Source organism: Anderseniella sp. Alg231-50 (assembly GCF_900149695.1).
In the GTDB taxonomy this organism is placed as follows: Bacteria; Pseudomonadota; Alphaproteobacteria; order Rhizobiales; family Aestuariivirgaceae; genus Anderseniella.
Genome location: NZ_LT703003.1, coordinates 1448158 through 1466805, shown reverse-complemented (window position 1 = coordinate 1466805; position 18648 = coordinate 1448158). Strand labels below are relative to the sequence as shown.

At 57.8% G+C, this 18648-nt stretch carries 13 protein-coding genes; 5 read left to right on the top strand and 8 right to left on the bottom strand.

The features are described 5' to 3' along the window. Positions 1 to 10: 10 nt before the first annotated feature. Both DHN55_RS06885 and denD read right to left on the bottom strand, forming a co-directional pair. Complete coding sequence (locus tag DHN55_RS06885; RefSeq protein ID WP_108881756.1) at positions 11 to 1789, bottom strand: dihydroxy-acid dehydratase; 1779 nt, start codon at positions 1787 to 1789, stop codon at positions 11 to 13. Further along, a complete protein-coding gene (gene denD, locus DHN55_RS06880; protein ID WP_108880585.1) occupies positions 1782 to 2768 on the bottom strand; it encodes a D-erythronate dehydrogenase in 987 nt (328 codons plus the stop codon). Before denD ends, DHN55_RS06885 begins: the two co-directional genes overlap by 8 nt. Positions 2769 to 2884: 116 nt before the next feature. Here denD and DHN55_RS06875 point away from each other — a divergent pair, with 116 nt between their 5' ends. After that, positions 2885 to 3640, top strand: a complete 756-nt coding sequence (locus DHN55_RS06875) for an SDR family oxidoreductase (protein WP_108880584.1) — start codon at positions 2885 to 2887, stop codon at positions 3638 to 3640. Here the strand turns inward: DHN55_RS06875 and ggt are convergent, their stop codons facing one another. Together ggt and DHN55_RS06865 are read right to left on the bottom strand one after the other, a co-directional pair. Then, positions 3641 to 5257 (bottom strand): gamma-glutamyltransferase, encoded by a 1617-nt coding sequence (ggt, locus tag DHN55_RS06870; protein ID WP_337660000.1) that lies wholly within the window; start codon positions 5255 to 5257, stop codon positions 3641 to 3643. It lies immediately after the preceding gene. 27 nt (positions 5258 to 5284) lie between these two features. Further along, positions 5285 to 7102, bottom strand: coding sequence for an ATP-binding cassette domain-containing protein (locus DHN55_RS06865; protein ID WP_108881754.1), 1818 nt, complete (start codon positions 7100 to 7102; stop codon positions 5285 to 5287). 280 nt (positions 7103 to 7382) lie between these two features. Here DHN55_RS06865 and DHN55_RS06860 point away from each other — a divergent pair, with 280 nt between their 5' ends. Further along, positions 7383 to 7775, top strand: a complete 393-nt coding sequence (locus DHN55_RS06860; RefSeq protein WP_108880583.1) for a helix-turn-helix domain-containing protein — start codon at positions 7383 to 7385, stop codon at positions 7773 to 7775. A gap of 8 nt (positions 7776 to 7783) precedes the next feature. Here the strand turns inward: DHN55_RS06860 and DHN55_RS06855 are convergent, their stop codons facing one another. Together DHN55_RS06855 and DHN55_RS06850 are read right to left on the bottom strand one after the other, a co-directional pair. Continuing rightward, on the bottom strand, positions 7784 to 8881 hold the full coding sequence (locus DHN55_RS06855; RefSeq protein ID WP_108880582.1) for an isocitrate/isopropylmalate family dehydrogenase: 1098 nt from the start codon (positions 8879 to 8881) through the stop codon (positions 7784 to 7786). Further along, positions 8881 to 9192 (bottom strand): putative quinol monooxygenase, encoded by a 312-nt coding sequence (locus DHN55_RS06850; RefSeq protein ID WP_337659999.1) that lies wholly within the window; start codon positions 9190 to 9192, stop codon positions 8881 to 8883. Before DHN55_RS06850 ends, DHN55_RS06855 begins: the two co-directional genes overlap by 1 nt. 226 nt (positions 9193 to 9418) lie before the next feature. Between DHN55_RS06850 and DHN55_RS06845 the strand changes: the two genes are divergently transcribed. From DHN55_RS06845 to DHN55_RS06835, 3 genes are read left to right on the top strand one after another with little or no spacing between them, the layout of a single operon-like run. Beyond that, positions 9419 to 10345 (top strand): hypothetical protein, encoded by a 927-nt coding sequence (locus DHN55_RS06845; RefSeq protein ID WP_108880580.1) that lies wholly within the window; start codon positions 9419 to 9421, stop codon positions 10343 to 10345. After that, positions 10342 to 10632, top strand: a complete 291-nt coding sequence (locus tag DHN55_RS06840) for a PqqD family peptide modification chaperone (protein ID WP_108880579.1) — start codon at positions 10342 to 10344, stop codon at positions 10630 to 10632. The genes DHN55_RS06845 and DHN55_RS06840 overlap by 4 nt, the downstream gene beginning before the upstream one ends. Continuing rightward, positions 10616 to 11068 (top strand): lasso peptide biosynthesis B2 protein, encoded by a 453-nt coding sequence (locus DHN55_RS06835; protein WP_108880578.1) that lies wholly within the window; start codon positions 10616 to 10618, stop codon positions 11066 to 11068. The genes DHN55_RS06840 and DHN55_RS06835 overlap by 17 nt, the downstream gene beginning before the upstream one ends. A gap of 557 nt (positions 11069 to 11625) precedes the next feature. Here the strand turns inward: DHN55_RS06835 and DHN55_RS06830 are convergent. Both DHN55_RS06830 and DHN55_RS06825 read right to left on the bottom strand, forming a co-directional pair. Then, the gene (locus tag DHN55_RS06830; RefSeq protein WP_108880577.1) at positions 11626 to 17682 is read right to left on the bottom strand and encodes an Ig-like domain-containing protein; all 6057 of its coding nucleotides are present in this window, start codon (positions 17680 to 17682) and stop codon (positions 11626 to 11628) included. A gap of 162 nt (positions 17683 to 17844) precedes the next feature. Further along, positions 17845 to 18621, bottom strand: coding sequence for an ElyC/SanA/YdcF family protein (locus tag DHN55_RS06825; RefSeq protein ID WP_108880576.1), 777 nt, complete (start codon positions 18619 to 18621; stop codon positions 17845 to 17847). Positions 18622 to 18648: the final 27 nt, after the last annotated feature.

Here is an 18648-nt window from a genome sequence, read left to right as displayed (position 1 = left end):
CCATATTGCGCTAATGGCTTTCGCGCGGGATTTCCGCGCCTGACTTGCCAACCAGAAAATCCAGGTCACAACCGGTGTCGGCCTGCATGACATGGTCTTCATGCAGTTTGGCATAGCCGCGCGCCGGACTTTCCAGCGGCTGCCATTCGGTTTTGCGGGCGGCGAGTTCCTCATCGGACACATCAAGGTGCAGCCTGCGCCCTTTCACATCCAGTTCGATCATGTCTCCCTCGCGCACCAGCGCCAGCGGGCCGCCCGCGGCAGCTTCCGGCGCAACATGCAGCACAACGGTGCCGTAAGCGGTGCCGGACATGCGGGCATCGGAAATCCGCACCATGTCGGTGACGCCCTTTTTGAGCAGTTTTGCCGGCAGCGCCATATTGCCTACTTCGGAAAATCCCGGATATCCCTTGGGACCGCAGTTCTTCAACACCATGATCGAGTTTTCATCGATGTCGAGCTTGGGGTCATCAACCCGTGCCTTGTAGTCGTCGATGTCTTCAAACACCACTGCTCGGCCCTTGTGCTGCATCAGACCGGCGGTCGCGGCAGACGGCTTCAGTACCGCGCCGGACGGCGACAGGTTGCCACGCAACACGGCGATACCGCCGTTTTCCTTGAACGGCTTCTTGAAGGTATGAATTACATCGCGGTTATAGCAGGTCGCGTCCTTGATATTTGCCCATTGCGATTTGCCGTTCACGGTCTTGGCCGACTTGTGCAAAAGCCCGTTTTCCGCCAGTTCCTTCATCACCACCGGCAAGCCACCTGCATAGAAGAAATCCTCCATCAGGTATTTGCCGGACGGCATCAGGTTGACCAGGCACGGTACGTCCTGGCCGAACCTGTCCCAGTCATCCAGCGAGACCTTCACGCCCATGCGTCCGGCAATCGCCAGCAGGTGGACAACGGCATTTGTCGATCCGCCAATCGCACCATTGACCCGGATGGCGTTTTCAAACGCCTTGCGGGTGAGAATCTTCGACATGCGCAGATCTTCATCCACCATCTCGACAATGCGCCGGCCAACCATGTGAGCCAGCACATTGCGCCGCGAGTCAGCCGCCGGAATGGCCGCATTGGACGGCAATCCGAGGCCCAGCGATTCCACCATTGAGGCCATCGTCGACGCCGTTCCCATGGTCATGCAGTGTCCGACCGAACGCGACATGCAGGCTTCCGCCTCGGTCATCTGGTCAAATGTCATGGTACCGGCCTTCTGGCGCTCGACGAACTTCCAGACATGGGTCCCTGAACCAATGGTTTCATCCCCATAACGGCCATTGAGCATCGGCCCGCCCGACAGCACCAGGGTCGGCAGGTTGCAAGATGCCGCCCCCATGATCAGCGCCGGTGTGGTCTTGTCACAGCCGACCAGCAGCACCACACCATCGATCGGGTTGGCGCGGATCGATTCTTCAACATCCATTGAAACCAGGTTTCGGAACATCATCGTGGTCGGCCGCATCAGCGTTTCACCAAGCGAGGTGACCGGGAACTCCACCGGAAAACCGCCGGCTTCATAAATGCCACGCTTCACCCGTTCAGCCAGCACCCGGAAATGCGCATTGCATGGCGTCAGCTCCGACCATGTGTTGCAGATGCCGATCACCGGCCGGCCATCAAACAGGTGATGCGGCAGGCCCTGGTTCTTCATCCAGCTGCGATGATGGAACCCGTCCATGCCCTTCTGGCCGAACCAGTGTTTCGACCGGCCTTTGGGTGCCAGGGGATCCTTGTCAGACTTGGCGGCCAGCGACTTGCCCCGATAAACCGTTTTCCTAGCCATGATCATAATCCTCGATGTAATGACGCACGATGTCGTCCAGTGACTGATCCTTTGGCAGACCAAGCGCCAGCGCGCGGGCATCGTCGGTTGCCACCGGCCATGACCGGACAATAGCCTCGATGAACGGATCAGGCTCCACCGTGATCTCGCCGAGCTTGCGGTTATGGGCCACACGCTTGAGCGCATCCACCATGTCTGCAACGGTCACGTCCATGGACGGCAGTGACACCGCCCGGTCATCGCCCAGCCTGTCTGACGGCAATTCATGCAATGCCAGTATGCCTTCAACAATGTTGCGGTACCCGAGAACCGGCATTACGGTTTCCAGAGTAACCGGCAAGGCACACGGTTCACCTTTCAGCGGTTCCCGGAACACACCGGAAGCAAACGAAGACGCCGCCGCATTGGGTGCGCCGGGACGCACGATGACCGTCGGCAAGCGCGCCGAGCGGCCATCCAGGAACCCTTTTCGCGTGTAATCGTTGATCAGCAGCTCGCAACACGCCTTGGTCACGCCGTAGGTGGTCTGTGGTGTCTGCTTGCCCTCGTCGCCCACCACGCCCGGCATATGGTCGCCCCCGAACACCGCAATGGATGACGCAAACACCAGCCGTGGCGTGGAAGCCCTGGCACGAAGTGCTTCGAAAATGTTCATCCCGCCGGTCAGGTTGACCCGGATCGCCAAATCGAAATCCTTTTCGCCGCCCCCGGACACCACCGAAGCCAGGTGAAACACCGAAATGTCATCGCGGTCGATCAACCCGTCAATGGTTGCCTTGTCGGAAATATCTCCGGTCACCAGTGTCACCTGGCCATCGAGCTGCATCGGCAGGGGATCGGGCGCCATGACGTCAAACAGCACAACTTCATCCACCGGTGTTTGCGTCCCGTCCGGCCCGGCAAGCGTGCCCTTGTCAATAATTCGCCGCGCCAGTCGCGCACCAACAAAGCCGGTGCCGCCGGTGATAACAACTTTCATATGACGTTTGCCTCCAACCGCTCTTTATTCCAGACGAATTGTGTTTTATGCGGATGCAGAAACCTGCCACATTGTTGGCAAGGCTCAAACCACAAATCCCGCAGGGAGGGAATAAAATGGCAGGTAAACTCAAGGGAAAGACCGCTTTGGTCACAGCGGCCGGCCAGGGCATCGGCAAGGCGGCCGCCATCGCCATGGCACGTGAAGGCGCGAAAGTATTTGCAACCGATATCAACAAGGACGCGCTGGCCCAGGTGAAACAGGAACAGCGCGGTATCCGCACCTACCTGCTGGACGTCACCAAGCCCCGGCAGGTGGCGAAAGTCGTCGAGCGTGTCGGACCTGTCGACATCCTGTTCAACTGCTCCGGCTTCGTGCACCACGGCAATATTCTGGAATGTGACGATGCCGCGTGGGATTTCTCCTTCGACCTCAACGTGAAATCCCAGTACCGGATGGCCAGGGCGGTACTGCCCGGCATGCTGGAAAACGGCGGCGGCTCGATCATCAACATGGCCTCGGTGGCATCATCCATCAAAGGCGCCCCGTCGCGCTTCGTCTACGGCGCAACCAAGGCTGCCGTGATCGGCATGACCCGGTCCATCGCCATCGACTTCATCAAGCAGAATATCCGCTGCAACGCCGTTTGTCCCGGCACCATCGACACACCGTCGTTGCGCCAGAGGGTCGAGAAACTGGGGGAGGACATGGGCGGCTATGACAAGGCGCGCGAATGGTTTCTGGCGCGCCAGCCGACCGGCGCACTTGCCACGGCCGAAGACGTGGCCGGACTGGTTGTCTACCTGGCGTCCGATGATGCCACGTTCGTGACCGGGCAGAACCATATCATCGACGGCGGTTGGTCGATCTGATCACACGGCGAGCGCGACCCCGTCATGGCCGGGGTCGGCGCCGCCGTCCATGACCCCGTCAACGATCCGGATGCCGTGCACCGCCGCAATGCCGAATGTCAGGGCAGACCGGATAACCTCGTATCCGTCGTTCTGCAACGGCTCCACGACATAGCCGGGAATGCGGCTGGTAATGTCAATGGCATCGGATGTGGATGAAAACCGCGGTGCGGAAACCGCCTGTTCCATGGTCATGCCGAAGTCCAGCACGTTGATGAGCCCCTGCAGCACGCCCATGGCAATCTGGGTGCCGCCGGGGGCGCCGATGACCACATGCGGCTTGCCGTCCTTGAAGGCGATGGTCGGACACACGGATGAGAACCGGCTTTTGCCGGGCGCGATTGACCCTGCCCTGCCGGGACGCGGATCAAACACACCCATGCAGCCATTGTACATGAACCCCAGACCGTCGGTGATGACGCCGGACGGCATGCCCAGCGAATGGGTCATGGTCACGCAATTGCCGTGCCTGTCCACGACTGCAACGTGGGTGGTGTCTTTCGGTTCCGGCGGCAGGTCCATCCGCTCCACGGACATGCGTTCACCCGCCTTGATGCGGTCGGCAATGGCGGCTGCATGCTGCCCGGATATCAGCCGGTCGAGAGGGACTTCATAAAATGCCGGATCGCCGACAAAATTGTCCTTGTCCGAAGTCGCCGCCTTCATTGCCTCGCACACAATGCGGATATACTCGGTTGTGTTGTGGCCGATCCCGGCCAGGTCGAAATTCTCAAGAATGTTCAACATCTCGACCACCATGACGCCGCCGCCCGGCGGATGGTTGGTGGCGATGTCAAAACCGCGATAACTGCCGCGCAACGGATCGGTGCGCACTGTCTCATAGGCCTTGAGATCGGCAAGCGTCATCAGCCCGCCATGGGCCTTGAAGTCATCTTCTATCTGCTCGGCCATTTCACCGGAGTAAAAAATTTCAGCCCCATGCCGCGCCACCCGCTCCAGGGTGATGGCAAGGTCGGGGTTGGCAACATGATCTCCTATCCGCTTCACCGAGCCGTCGGGACGGAAATAGGCCCGCGCGCCGGTCTTTGAAAACCGCAGCCGGTCGGCAACATCGACCCGGCCGAATTCCGCACCATGGGTCCACCAGTGGTGCACGTGCGGGCGCACATGGAAGCCTGCCCTGGCCTGTGCAATTGCCGGTGCGCAGATATCAGCCCAGTCCATGGTGCCGAATTCGTTGGCCGCTTGCGAATAGGCTTTCAGCGATCCCGGCGTGGTGACCGCCTGATATCCCAGGTCATTGACATTGCCCTCAAGCACGAACCCGAAACCGTCACGGGTTTCGCCTTCCAGCAGGTCAAGCCACATATCCGGTGTTGCCGACAGCGGCGTATTGCCGTGGAAATCAATGTTGGTGTGAACGCCCTTGCCCGGCATGTAGATCTGGCAGGATCCAAAACCGGCAATACCGCACATTTGCGGGTCGACCACGCCCTGGACCAGGGCCGCGGCCATGGCGGCGTCAATGGCGTTGCCGCCGCGCATCAGGACCCGCGCGCCTGCTTCGGACGCTTCTGGCTGCGCGGTGACGATCATTGCCTGTTCGGTCCCGGCCATGGCCTGCTCCCTGTCTGGCGGCACGTCTTATTCTGCGGCATTTGCCTCCACAGCATCTGCACCGGCAATAAAACCACCAGACTGGCGTGCCCAAAGGCTGGCGTAAAGCCCCTTTGCGGCAAGCAGTTCGGCATGGGTGCCCTCTTCTACTATGACACCCTTGTCCATGACGACGAGACGGTCCATGGCTGCGATCGTCGACAGTCTGTGGGCAATGGCCAGAACGGTCTTGCCCTGCATCAGGCCTTCGAAACTCTCCTGGATCACAGCTTCCACTTCTGAGTCCAGTGCACTTGTCGCCTCGTCCAGAATCAGGATCGGCGCGTCTTTCAGCAACACCCGTGCAATGGCGATACGCTGGCGTTGCCCGCCGGACAGTTTGACCCCGCGCTCACCCACATGGCTGTCATATCCGGCGCGCCCGTGCATGTCCTCAAGTCCTGGGATGAAGCCGTCAGCGGCGGCACGGCGAGCCGCCTCCTCGACCTCGTGCAGCGGCGCATCGGGCCGGCCATAGCGGATGTTGTCCGCAATCGAGCGGTGCAGCAGCGAGGTATCCTGGGTCACCATGCCGATATTCGCCCTGAGCGAACTTTGGGCAACCTCGGCAATGTCCTGGCCGTCAATCAGGATACGCCCGCTTCCCAGATCGTAAAACCGCAGCAACAGGGACACCAGGGTCGACTTGCCCGCGCCCGAACGCCCGACGATGCCGAGTTTCTCACCGGGCTTCACCGTCAGCGACAGGTCGTCGATGATGCCTTGGTCAAGTTCTTCGCGGTCCTTGCCGTAATGGAACCCGATACCGTCAAACCTGATTTCCCCCGAATTGACCTGAAGCTTCGGCGCGCCGGGCTGGTCCACGACAGACACGGTTCGCGAGATGGTTTCTATGCCGTCCTGCACCACGCCGATGTTTTCAAACAGACCGGACACTTCCCACATGATCCAGTGCGCCATACCTTTCAGGCGCAACACCAGGCCAATGGCAAAGGCGATGGCGCCCGCCGTGATGGCACCGGTTGACCACAGCCACAGGGAAACCACGCTGACCCCGAACAGGTTGATGGAGTTGAGCACGTTGAGCGTGGTGATCAACAGGGTCGACAGGCGCATCTGCCGGTGCACATTGTCCAGAAACGGCTCCATGCCGGCACGTGCATAGCGGTCTTCAAACTCTGTGTGGGCGAACATTTTCACAGTTGGAATGTTTGTATAACTGTCCACGATCCTGCCCGTGACCACCGAACGCGCATCTGCCTGGGCCTTGGACACCCGCTTCAGCTTCGGAACGAAATAATAAAGCGCTGCGAGATAGCCGATCAGCCATACGACCATGGGCATCGCGAGCCGCCAGTCGCTGGCTGCAAACAGGACCAGCGCCGCCGTGAAATACACAATGACAAAGACAAAAACGTCGGCGGTTTTAAGCACCACTTCGCGCACCGCCAGCGCCGACTGCATCACCTTGGTGGCAACGCGCCCGGCAAAGTCGTTTTGGAAAAACTCCAGCGACTGGCGCAGCACATAGCGATGTGCCTGCCAGCGGATGAGCATCGGGTAGTTGCCCATCAGTGTCTGGTGAATGATCAGCTCGTACAGAAAGTTGAGCACCGGATGCAGTACCAGCACCAGCACCGCAAGCAGGCTGAGCTGCCACCAGTAATCCTGAAACACCGCATCGGGCGTTGTCTTGGCCAGCCAGTCGACAACCGACCCCAGAAACGCAAACAGCGAGACTTCAATCGTTGCCACAACAGCAGCCAGCACCGACGTGGTCAGCACCCACGGCCAGAACGGTTTGGTGTAGTGCCAGACAAAACCGCTCAGTGTCGCAGGCGGCATCTCCGCTTCCTGATCAGGAAACGGCTGCGTCCTCGCCTCAAACCATTTGAACAATCCGTCCAGCACAATTATTCTTTCTACGAATTTTTCAGCCGGTATTGCCTATCAATACAGGCAGAACCTTGACCATGTCTCTTATATTACATTGTTCGGCGAATGCTGCATGACAGCCATGCGTCACTGCGACTGTTGAACAAGCTGCCCCAGGCGTTACAACGCCCCTTCACCTAACGATTACGCCATTAACAGCAAATCCTGAAACCAGGGAAAGCGAGCCCGCATGGATACCATCGGCAAGCGCATCACGCACGCGCGCGAAAGCAAGAATTATGATGTCAACCAGCTGTCGGACCGGGTCGGTGTAAAAGCCGAAACCATCCTCGCCTGGGAAGCCGACGAGCGCGACCCCCGGGCCAACCGGCTGCTGCGGCTGGCAGGCGCGCTGGATGTCAGCTTTGCCTGGCTCATGGTCGGCGAAGAATATGAACCCGAAGATGCAACAAACGGTGGCAGGCTGTCCTCGGTTGAGGGCAAGTTGCAGCGCATCCGCCAGTTATATGCCGAGCTCGGCGGGCTGATCACCAGTCTCGAACAGGACACCCAGTTCATGATGGCACGTGATGAGGAACTGGAGGAGCTGGCAGAAGTCGACGAGGCTCCGGTGAGCCACTGAATTTCTGATCAGTTCTTGAGGATACCGAGAACCCGGTCCGATACCTCGCGCAATCCGGCACTGCCGCCCACTTCGAAAGGCACAAGATTGCCGTCGGAAAATGCTGCACGCACGGCATTGCGGAAGGTTTCCCCGGCGCCGGTCAGTTCCGGCGAGTTCATCGTTTCGCCGAGCCAGTCCAGCATCATGGCGCCTGACAGCAGCATGGCGGACGGGTTGGCCTTGCCGGTTCCCATAATGTCCGGCGCGGTGCCGTGGCACGGCTGAAACAGGCCGTGCCTGTCGCCGATGTCGGCAGACGGCGCCATCCCCATGCCGCCCATCAGGGCAGCGGCCTGGTCAGACAGGATATCACCAAACATGTTTTCGGTGATCATCACGTCAAACACCCAGGGGTTGCGCACCAGCGCCAGCGACGTTGCATCCACATAGGCGTGATCAGCTTTGAGCCCGGAAAATTTCTCGGCACGTTCGTAGAACACCTTGCGCATGAAGGCGAAACTGCCGAACACATTGGCCTTGTCGACACAGGTGACGCGGCCCTGCCCGCGGCCTTGCGCCGTGCGCCGTTCCGCCAGCCTGAGAGCGAAGTCCGACAGCCGTTCGGTGCCCTTGCGGGTGATCACCATGGTGTCGCGGGCTTCATCGTCGCCGGTCATTTCGCAGGCGCCGCGAGACGCAAACAGCCCCTCGGTGTTCTCGCGGATCAATACGAAATCAAGCTGCGCGGCACGCGGGTCTTTCAGCGGTACCGGAGAGCCTGGAAATGTTTCAACCGGCCGGACACCAGCATAAAGATCGAAGATTTCACGCAGTTCTATCTGGGGTGTGATTTCCCTGCCGTCTTCATACCTGATATCGGGCAGGCCCATGGCGCCCAGCAACATGACGTCTGCGGCACCGGCCTTTTTCACGACATCGTCGGGCAGCGCGACGCCGGTGTCGCGGAATACGCCGGCGCCGGCTTCAAGGGTCTCGTAGGTGAACGAGAAACCGCCGGACCGTGCCGCCAGCACGTCGAGGCATTCAAGACACGGCTCCATGACCTCGCGGCCGATGCCGTCGCCGGGAAGAACTGCAACATGAATGGAATTCGAAGAGGTCATTAACGGTTTCCTTTGGTATCAGATGAAATGCGATCAAACCGGCGCACCGACTTGGCCGCCACGAGGTCGGACGTGGTTTCCGAAAATGCCAGGTAATGGGATGTTTCCATGTGCAGGTCGAACGCTGCCTCGTCCTCGTAGGCCTCGTAAAGGAATACAACGTCCTCGCTGTCATTGTGCTCGATGCAGACATCAAACACGAGGCATCCCGGTTCATTGGAGAGCGACTTTTCAGCCTGGATCAGCATCAAGGGCATGAACGCGTTCAGCATATCCCGCTTCAGGCGAAATTCCGCCGTGATAACAAACATGAATTTCAGCCCCAATTTCCGGATCGAACGACTATCGCTGGGGGGTTCTGGCATACTGCCCCGGCAGCAAGCCAGTGAAAAAAACTTTGCGCTCGGGTAAAACTGGCTTGTGAAGAAAGCCTCGACGGCGCTTGTACACTATCCCGGCACAGCTTAAACACCGCAGAACACTTCCGGTTTCCCATCACCACAGCGACATGGTGGTTTTACAGGAACACCTGACCAGATGCCTCAATACTGTGTCCACGGCCTCCTGCTCGAATCAGGCTTTGACATTCCTGAACTGCCTCCCAGACAGGCGCAGCAGGTACTGGATAAGACGCCTGTTGAGATGGTGATGCGGGACCTGCCCGCCACGATCGACCACCATACCGTCACCAAAGACGGATATCTGGTGGGCAGCAATGAAATCCTGATTGCACTGGACAACGGCATTCGTTGCCATATTGAAGCTGGAAACCGGGTCAGCATCGATCCCGGCGGCGCCCACAATGAACCGGCAGCCCGACTGTTTGCTCTTTCGGCCGGCCTCGGATGCCTGCTGCATCAACGCGATTATATTCCGCTGCATTGTGCAGCCGTGGACACACCCAAGGGCAGCGTGGCGTTTTGCGGCAACGCCGGCGACGGCAAGTCCACCCTTGCAGCCAGTTTCCAGATGGCGGGCTTCGGCCTGTTCACCGACGACAGGCTGACCATTCACTCAACAGCTGAACATCCCTACCTGGCTGCACCGTCGATACCGGCATTGCACCTGTATCAGCAATCCGGCGAAATGACGGGGCTTGGTGATGACCACCTGGCAGTGGACTCATACCGGTTCGGCAAGCATATTCACCTGGTGCCTGACGCCTACAGCCTGCTCCCCCGCCCGATGGCCGGACTGTATTTCACCGACTGGCACGACGACGAGACGGCGGAACCGGTCATCACACCCATGGGCCAGCTCAATGCCATGATGCGCCTGCGGCGGGATGTGTCGCTTACCCATCTGATCGAGGCATTGGGCCGGGAACAGCAATTCATGACATGGGCGGCAGGCCTGTGTGGCAGCGTACCGGCCTTCCATCTGGTCAGGCCGCGCAACAAAGACCGTCATGAGCACTGCATGAACTTGATTATTTCACACGTCCGGGACACCTTTGGCACATGAGCCAGCAAAACATAAAATCTGACAGCATCCTGATCCGCACCAGCCAGCTGCCTGCAGCGGAGCTGGGGCCCGATGATACCGTGCTGCTCGACGCCGAGCGCGGGGTGTATTACGGACTGGAGGGCCCGGCCCGGCAGATATGGGAAAAGCTGAGCGAGGAGGTCACGCTTGACGATATTTGCACCTCGCTGGTCAAGGAATACGACGTTGAGCGTGAACAGTGCGAAAGCGACACCCGCGATTTTATTGCCGAGCTGATTGAGAACGGCCTTGTCAAAGTCCGCTGACGGGCTCTGGCAACGCGCAGGCCGCCTGTCCGCCATGCAGTGGAAGGCACTGCTGACGGCGACCTGGCTATTGGCGAGGGCGCGCGGTGAACACCGCCGCAAGCCCATCAAGGCCGTGCTGCAGCGCTTTCAAACAACCAGGTCCGCGTCCGCTGCGACAGCCGCGGAAACCGATCTTATCGGGTGGGCCATAAGTTCAGCCGGCTCACGCGTGCCGTGGCGGTCGGACTGCCTGCTGCAGGCAATGGCGGGGTCGATGTGGCTGGACCGCATCGAACGAAGCTACAAACTCAACATCGGTGTCCGGAAAAATGCCACAGGTGAGCTTGAAGCACACGCCTGGCTGACCAGCGGCGATCTTGTCGTCACCGGCAAGCTGCCCGATCTGGAAGCGTTTTCACCCATGCCGCTGGAGAGCGGCATATCAAGGCTTTAGGCAGCCGAATCGATCAGCCGTACCCGGAGTAGAAAAGGGCGGCCGAGCAACAGCGACAATGACTTCCTGTTATTTTCCCAGCACGACGCAAAAACTGTAAATATATGATATTATGAAATAAACTATGGTTTCAGGGGATCTTGAAAGTAAATCAAGGCTGTACAAAGTGTGGCGCAACAGGTAGAAATCGACTGCTTGAACAGGCATTCAAGACATCCCGGGCAAAGGCAAACCTTCGGCTCTGGAAGCGCTTGTTAGGCGGAATTTCCGGTTTGTATCAATATGAGTTCCAGGCTCACCAACGGATGTGAGCATGCAATGTACACACGCAACGCCGGGTGCGTTGAGGATTGGCACATGAGAGCTTTGAACCGTTTCCGGTTACCGACAGAAAATGCACCGATAGTACGGCAGGTATTTGAACCACGTGAATGGTCCCGGCCGTGCCTTCATATCAATAACATTGCTGCGATCACCCAAGGCGGGTTTGCGTCGGCAGGAGTCGATAACTGCTTCACTCCTGATGGATTCCGTTGCGACCCGTAAGGACGCCAGACTCAAAGAACAAAGTCATTGGCGTGAAGCTGGCTTATGTTGCTAATTCCCCAGAACTGAACACTGTTGTTCGCATCAAGCTGAAGCACCACGTGGCCGTCGACGACACTCATCGCTGATTGCAGCGTGACGAAATCAGCAAATCCATAGTCGGACACATCTACAACATCTCCCAGGCCAGCCCCTGCCGCAAAGTCCATTATTCTGTCATCGCCATCAGCATTGTTGAAGGTGAAAATGTCATTGCCCTCGCCGCCCTGGAGAAGGTCATTGCCGCCGCGACCAACTATGACGTCGTCGCCATAAGAGCCGATAATCGTATTGTCGTTGTTGTCGCCATGGAGATTGTCGTCAAAACTGGATCCCCAAAGCCCTTCAATACTGATGAAACTGTCACCAGCCGCATCTCCGGTATTAGCTCCGGCATTCAGCAGATCGACGGTCACGCCAACAGCAGACTCCATGTACGAGGCGACGTCTCGACCGCTGCCGCCATCGAGCGCATCGGCGCCGGCGCCTCCTTCCAGCATATCGCTACCTGCTTCTCCAAACAGAAAGTCGTTGCCGTCATTGCCGAACAGCCTGTCCAGGCCGTCTCCGCCCTGCATGGTGTCCGAAGCGACTGTGCCCAACCCGATGTCATGGGTGGCTGAACCGGTATACGGGCCCGTGTTCAGGCGCAAGTCGAAGCTGTAAGTCTGATCGACGACCCCGCCATTGCCGTCGTCCACACGGACGATGACTGTACGGCTGGTTATTGTACCGGACACCAGTGAAGCGTCGGCGCGGACCACCAGTTCGTTGTTGACGATCGCCAGATCCGGATCCGTGACAGGACTACCCGTACCATCCACGAAACTGAATGTGTGGGAGTCGTTCACATCACCATCAACCACATTGTCCAGGTCCACCAGCACGGAGCCAGCCAGAACATCAAAACTGCTCCAGATTCCGCAATTGATCAGGGCTTCGCGATACGACTCGGCGTATGATTCCGTGATTTCTGTCGGGATATCATTTTCCCCGTTGATGGTAATAGTGACGGTTGCTGTGTCGGACCCTCCATTGCCGTCAGACACCACGTAGCTGAACGTGTCGGTTGCAGTCTCACTCGCTGCAGTGTCCTCGAACGCGCCGTTCGGATCATAATCATAGCTGCCATCGGAATTCAGGGTCAGCAGCGCGCCGGAGGACAGGGTAATCTGGTTGCCCACGTCACCGGCGCTGCCGTTGACTTCAGTTACCGTCAGCGGCGTATCACCATCAATATCCGTGTCGTTGGTGATAACATTGCCGGAGCTGGCAACGGTGTCATCCTCACCGACTGTCAGGGTGTCGGCGTTGCCCACAGGGTCATCATTTTCCCCGTCGATGGTCACAGTAACGGTTGCCGTATCAGACCCACCATTACCATCGGACACCACATAGCTGAACGTGTCGGTTGCAGTGTCACCGAGAGCTGTGTCCTCGAACGCGCCGTTCGGATCATAATCATAGCTGCCATCGGAATTCAGCGTCAGCAGCGCGCCAGAGGCCAGGGTAACCTGGTTGCCCACGTCACCGGCGTTGCCATTGACTTCAGTCACCGTCAGCGGCGTATCACCGTCAATGTCTGTGTCATTGGTGATGACATTGCCGGAAGTGGCAACGGTATCATCCTCACCAACTGTCAGCGTATCGGCATTTGCCACAGGGTCATCATTTATGGGATTGAGCGTGATGTCCACCGAGCCGGTCACGGACGCGATACCGTCGCTGACCGTATAAGTGAAATCACCTGGATCATCGGTGCCATTGTAGTCAGCCGGCGCATCATACTGCAGGCCGGCAAGCTGGGTCTGGGACAATGTCTGGCCGTCGGAAACAGGCGACCCGTCAGCCAGTGTCACTGTGCCGAGCGTAGGCAGACCGGAAACAGTGATGGTCAGCGGATTGCCGTTGGGATCACTTGCAGACAGGCCAAGAGACGTATCTGCTGTTTCTTCATCAACGGTAATGGAATTCGATGCCACAACAGGCCAGTCATTTACATTGTTGACGGTAATGACCGAGGTGGCGACATTTGAATCAAGACCACCGTCATTGACAGTCACTTCAATTGCGCGATCCGTATAGACATTCGAATAGGTCGAGAACTGAATCTGTTCGATTGCCTGCTCGTAATCAGCGAGAGTAGCAGTGCCGCTCAGCGTCAATTCGCCGGTCGATGCATTATAGGCAGACGCGGTGATGCCGCCCGGCAGCGAGCCAGAAACGGCAAGCAGATCACCCACTTGCGCATTGGTGATGACGATATTGGCGGATTCGATCTGCGTGTCATTCGGGTCCTGGACATCCACATCCGGACTGGCTATGGCAACCTGCGCATTGGTGTTGTCGACGCTTGCCGCAAAATCAACAGGAGGCGTAAATGTTGTCGATATGTCGACATTGTCGATCCAGACCTTGTCACCGCCGTTGTTGAAGTTTCCGGAGGTCTCGAACCGCACGGCAAAATCTGGAGAAACATACGCGCTGATGTCGGCCGTAAAGGTCTGATAGGCACTATCGTTCGCCGGACCGGACAGGACACCAATCTCGACAAAATTTATGCCGTCCGACGACACCATCACGCGAACGAAGTCGTTGCTGTCGTCAAAACCGTCGCGCCGATAGTCAAAGCTGAGAGAAGCCGTTTCAGCTCCCGTCAGGTCTGCGGAGCGGGTCGCCCTGGCACCATCGTCCTTCAGTGTGAGTGAGTTGTCACCGGCGTCCGCTTCGACATTGATATCGCTGCCGTTCGCGCCGCCTATGGATGACTCGGTCCAGTCAGATGTCCAGTTGGACCCGCTGCTCGGGTAGCTGCCGCCTTCAAAATCATCTGACGGGGACACCGGAGCGGCGTTGTCCGCCGCATTGAGGTCAAGACTCGGGGCTTCATTGGTTCCATTGACGACGATGGTCACCGTCACGGTATCCGTAAGGCCGCTTTCGTCGTCAATGGTATAGGTGAATGAATCGGTAATCGAACTGCCCAGCTGTACCTGCTCGAATGACCCGTTCGGATCATAGCTGTAGGTACCGTCCGAGTTGAGTGTCACCAGCGCGCCGGAATCAAGCGTTACCTGATTACCAATGTCGGCAGCAGCACCGTTGATCTCGATGACCGTCAGCACGTCGCCTTCAGGATCATAATCGGGCGAACCGTCGGTAAGGACGTTGCCGGTCGTCGGTTCAGTATCATTGGAGTCTACCGTCAGCAGGTCCGGATTTGCGACCGGAGCATCATTGGCGCCGTTGATCGTGATGGTTATGTCGTGGCTCGTCCCGTCCACCGAAGTGACGCTGATGACGTCGGTCAGTGTTTCACCTGCGTCCAGCGCATCGATCACGGGATTGAGATTGCTCGCCGTGTATGTCCAGCCACCCAGTGGATTGATGGTGACATCGCCGTACGTACCGCCATAGGTGCTGGAGATGAACTGGGCCTGGCCATTGTCAGGATCTGCTATGGTCAGTGTACCGCCGGTGGTCAGGCTGAACGGAGCGGAGTCTTCGGTGACAGATCCCGTATCGGTTCCGCCAATCGTCGCGTTTGGTGATGCAACGTGAACGATGGCTTCACCGACATTGGAGTTGCCGGTGCCATCATTGACAAAAATATCGAATTCACGGTTGCCGAGCGTCGCTGTCGGGCTCGCATTGTCGTAGGTGATTGATGCAATAAGTGCTTCCCAGGCTGCCTGGGAAGCCGTACCGCCGCCCTGCACAGTAATGGAGAAGGCATCTGGTGTACCGCTGACATCATAATCCACCAGGAAATTGACGCCATCGGCAGTAACAAGCGTGCCGGTAACGCCCGTGACCAGTGCAAAATTCACCCCGCCAATGTTCAAGACCTCATCGTTGCCATCCACCACATCGGACACGTTGATGGTCATGGAAGTCAGATTCGGTGAGTTCAGGTCGGTTATGTCAACATCGCTGTCGGCAATGTTTACTGCATCGCCTGTGCTGGTATTGAAAAAGGCGTCAAACCCGCGATTGTCGAACCCGCCGCCGGAATTGTCCGGATCGAGGTTCAGCAACGGCGCTCCATTGGTGTTCATTCCGACGAGGCCGACTGCGGTCTGTCCATCCGGGTCTGTTATCTCGTATGTGAACGTGTCATGCGAGAGGGCATTGCCGTCCGGATCGACGGTCAGTGTCTTGTCGTTATTGAGGGTAACGAGGACCCCTGAGGGCAGAGCAACCTGTTGACCCACAATCACGTCCACACCATTGATTTTCGTGATGGTCAGGTCGGCTGCGGTGTAGGTTTCGCTGAAATCATTGTCCAGCGGGGAAATGACCACACTTGTATTCGGCGTTGTCACGACCTCGTCCTCGAAGGCGGCAAGCACGCTCTCAAAGCTGTTTTCCCGGACAATCAGCCAGGAATCATAAATTGCGTCACCGGTATCTGCGATGCCGATCTTGATGTCTGTCGCGACCCCGATCTGCAGGTTTATGTTGACCGAAATCGTGGTTGTATAGCCATCCATCTGGGTTGGCTCGGTGGTACGGGTAACGTGCAGCGACTGGTTGGCTGATTCATATACACCGTCCGTGGGATCGTGGGTCGAGTTCGGATCGTTTGCATCATCGCTTTGGTTGCTGGTCGGATTAATGGTTCCGGCACTGTTGATCGTGTCGATGCCGACCTGCTGGCCGTCCGTCGTCACGGCATAGTTGACGCCATTGATCCAGATGCCGATGGAATCGTTGAACCCTGCATAGACGTACTCATTGTATTCGTCCGAGCCGAACACAAACTGCAGGGTCAGCACGCCCGTAGTAGACGTGATATTCGCTTCCAGGAAAGAGGCATCGAACGTACTGATACCGTTTTCGAGGGAATTGAAGTCCGGGTCGCCATCAGTGGCACCGGGATCGGTTATGTCTGTGCCGAAATTGCCCGCATCGGCAGTTCCGACAATGCCATTGGCGTTGCCTGTCGAGAAAATCACCCCGGAATCAAACCCGAGAAACTCGGAACCCAACCCATCCAGGGCGCCGGAAAATGTTGCTGCCTGGGATGCTGCGCCGGTATAGGAGGCCGAATTGATGGTGACGCCCGCACCAAAAATGTTCTGCGCCAGAGTATCTGCCTGGTTGGTTGCCGGAACCACGACTTCAGACTGGTCCAGTTCCAGCAGGCCGTCGAACTCTTCAACGGAAATGGTTTCTGTCTCGACACTACCCGTCGACACTTCGAGTTCCCAGTCACCACCAAGCGCGGCAGAACCGGTATCATCATCGGACGCCGCAACATCGGCACCGGTGGCCTCGGACAGGGCTTCGATCGTCAGGCTTCCAAGCCGGCCTTCACCAAAATCACAGCCATAGACCAGTATATCGCCGGTATCTGCCAGGCTGCCGCCAATCTGGGCCCAGGACTGCGCCTGGCCGCCGGCAATACTGTGAGCATCCACCATGGTGCTGCCAAGTTGCAGCTGGCCGGACTGGCCGTGTGAAACGATGTGCACGGCGTCAATGCCGGAGCGGCCTTCCAGAACAGACGCCATGAAGGCAACGCCGTCCTGGTCTGCCTCAATGATGTGAACTTCAAAAGACGGATCAATGCCGTCGATCAGTTGCTGCACGTTGTCTGCGCTGGCGTCGACAAACACCACTTGCAGGCCGGCATCGCCTGCTGCATCAAGCAGCTCAGCCGACACTGCGGCGCTTGTTTGAACGGCCACTGGGTTGGAAGCATTCGAACCGGTTCCCGGCGTCAATTCCGCCTGCTCGATTGATGCAACAGCGGTATCGAGGCGAATCCAGGCATCGTTTACCCCGTGTTCACCAACCGAACGGTTTTCACCGGTCTGAACGTCTACTACTATAGGTTGTCCTGCCGGCGTATCGCTTGCCAGGGTAAATGTCACGGTTTCCCCGGACCCTTCCCCCATAGCGGGAAAGACCACTTCAACCTGCGTCCCTGCTGTCAGGTCCAGGTTTGGAACAAGTGCTATTTCGTCAATGAATTCAGGCGTTTCGCCCAAATCAAAAACATTAAAACCAACGCCGTCACTCATACTAACTCTCCCGCAGCACACGACAATTCGTGCACAGCCATGCGAGCAGTGAATCCTGACCGGGTTAATTTATGTCAAATTTGTTTGAGTGCTAATGTCAATTTGGTTGAAAGAACCTTACAGCAACCTGGCAACCCCATGCCGCGCGCAAACGAGCATCAGTCAGGCCCACCCGCGCAACTGATATACCAGCATACCAATCCACTCCTTGATCGACTGTGTTGAGAAGTCCAGTGCCTTGGAGTTCGGCAGGAAGGCAAAGACCGTCCTTCCCTCGATTGATGATGACAAAGGGTCTATTGAAGCCGGTGAGAATGTAACCCCTGCTTTACGGAACACGGCCGCTGCGCGCGGCATGTGCAGGGCAGATGTAACCAGAATAGCGGATGAGAAGCCGTCCTCCCGCATGCGAGCGAGGCTGTTGACCGCATTTTCGCGGGTGTTTCGAGACTCGCTTTCCAGCACGATATCCGCGTCATCAACACCAAATTCCCGCAGAAATCCGGCAATGACTTCAGCTTCAGACCTGGAATCAAGCCGCGAAACAGGGCGCCCGCTGCTGACCAGTATTCGGTCCACTTTTCCTGCCTTGAGCAGACGCGCTGCATGCAGGATACGATCTGCGCCGGATTTCAGGTCAGTATAAGGGTTGGAGCCCTGCGCCTGAACGGTCACACCACCCAGAACAATCGCTACATCCGCTTTCGGCAGCGTATCGATATTTACAATCGGATATTGTTCTTCGAGCGAATTAATCAGCTTCAACGCCACTATGGGAGTAGCCGCCAGCCAAAGATACAGCGTCGCGAGCGTGACCCAGACCATCGCCTTGCGGCGTCTGCCCAACGCAAATGAAAACAGGCACGCCAGTCCCGCCAGAACGGCAAAGCCGACAGGGTAGACAAACAACGGGATAATCTTGTCGAGAAACAAGGACATGGTAAATCGCAGTTTGGCGCGTGTCGC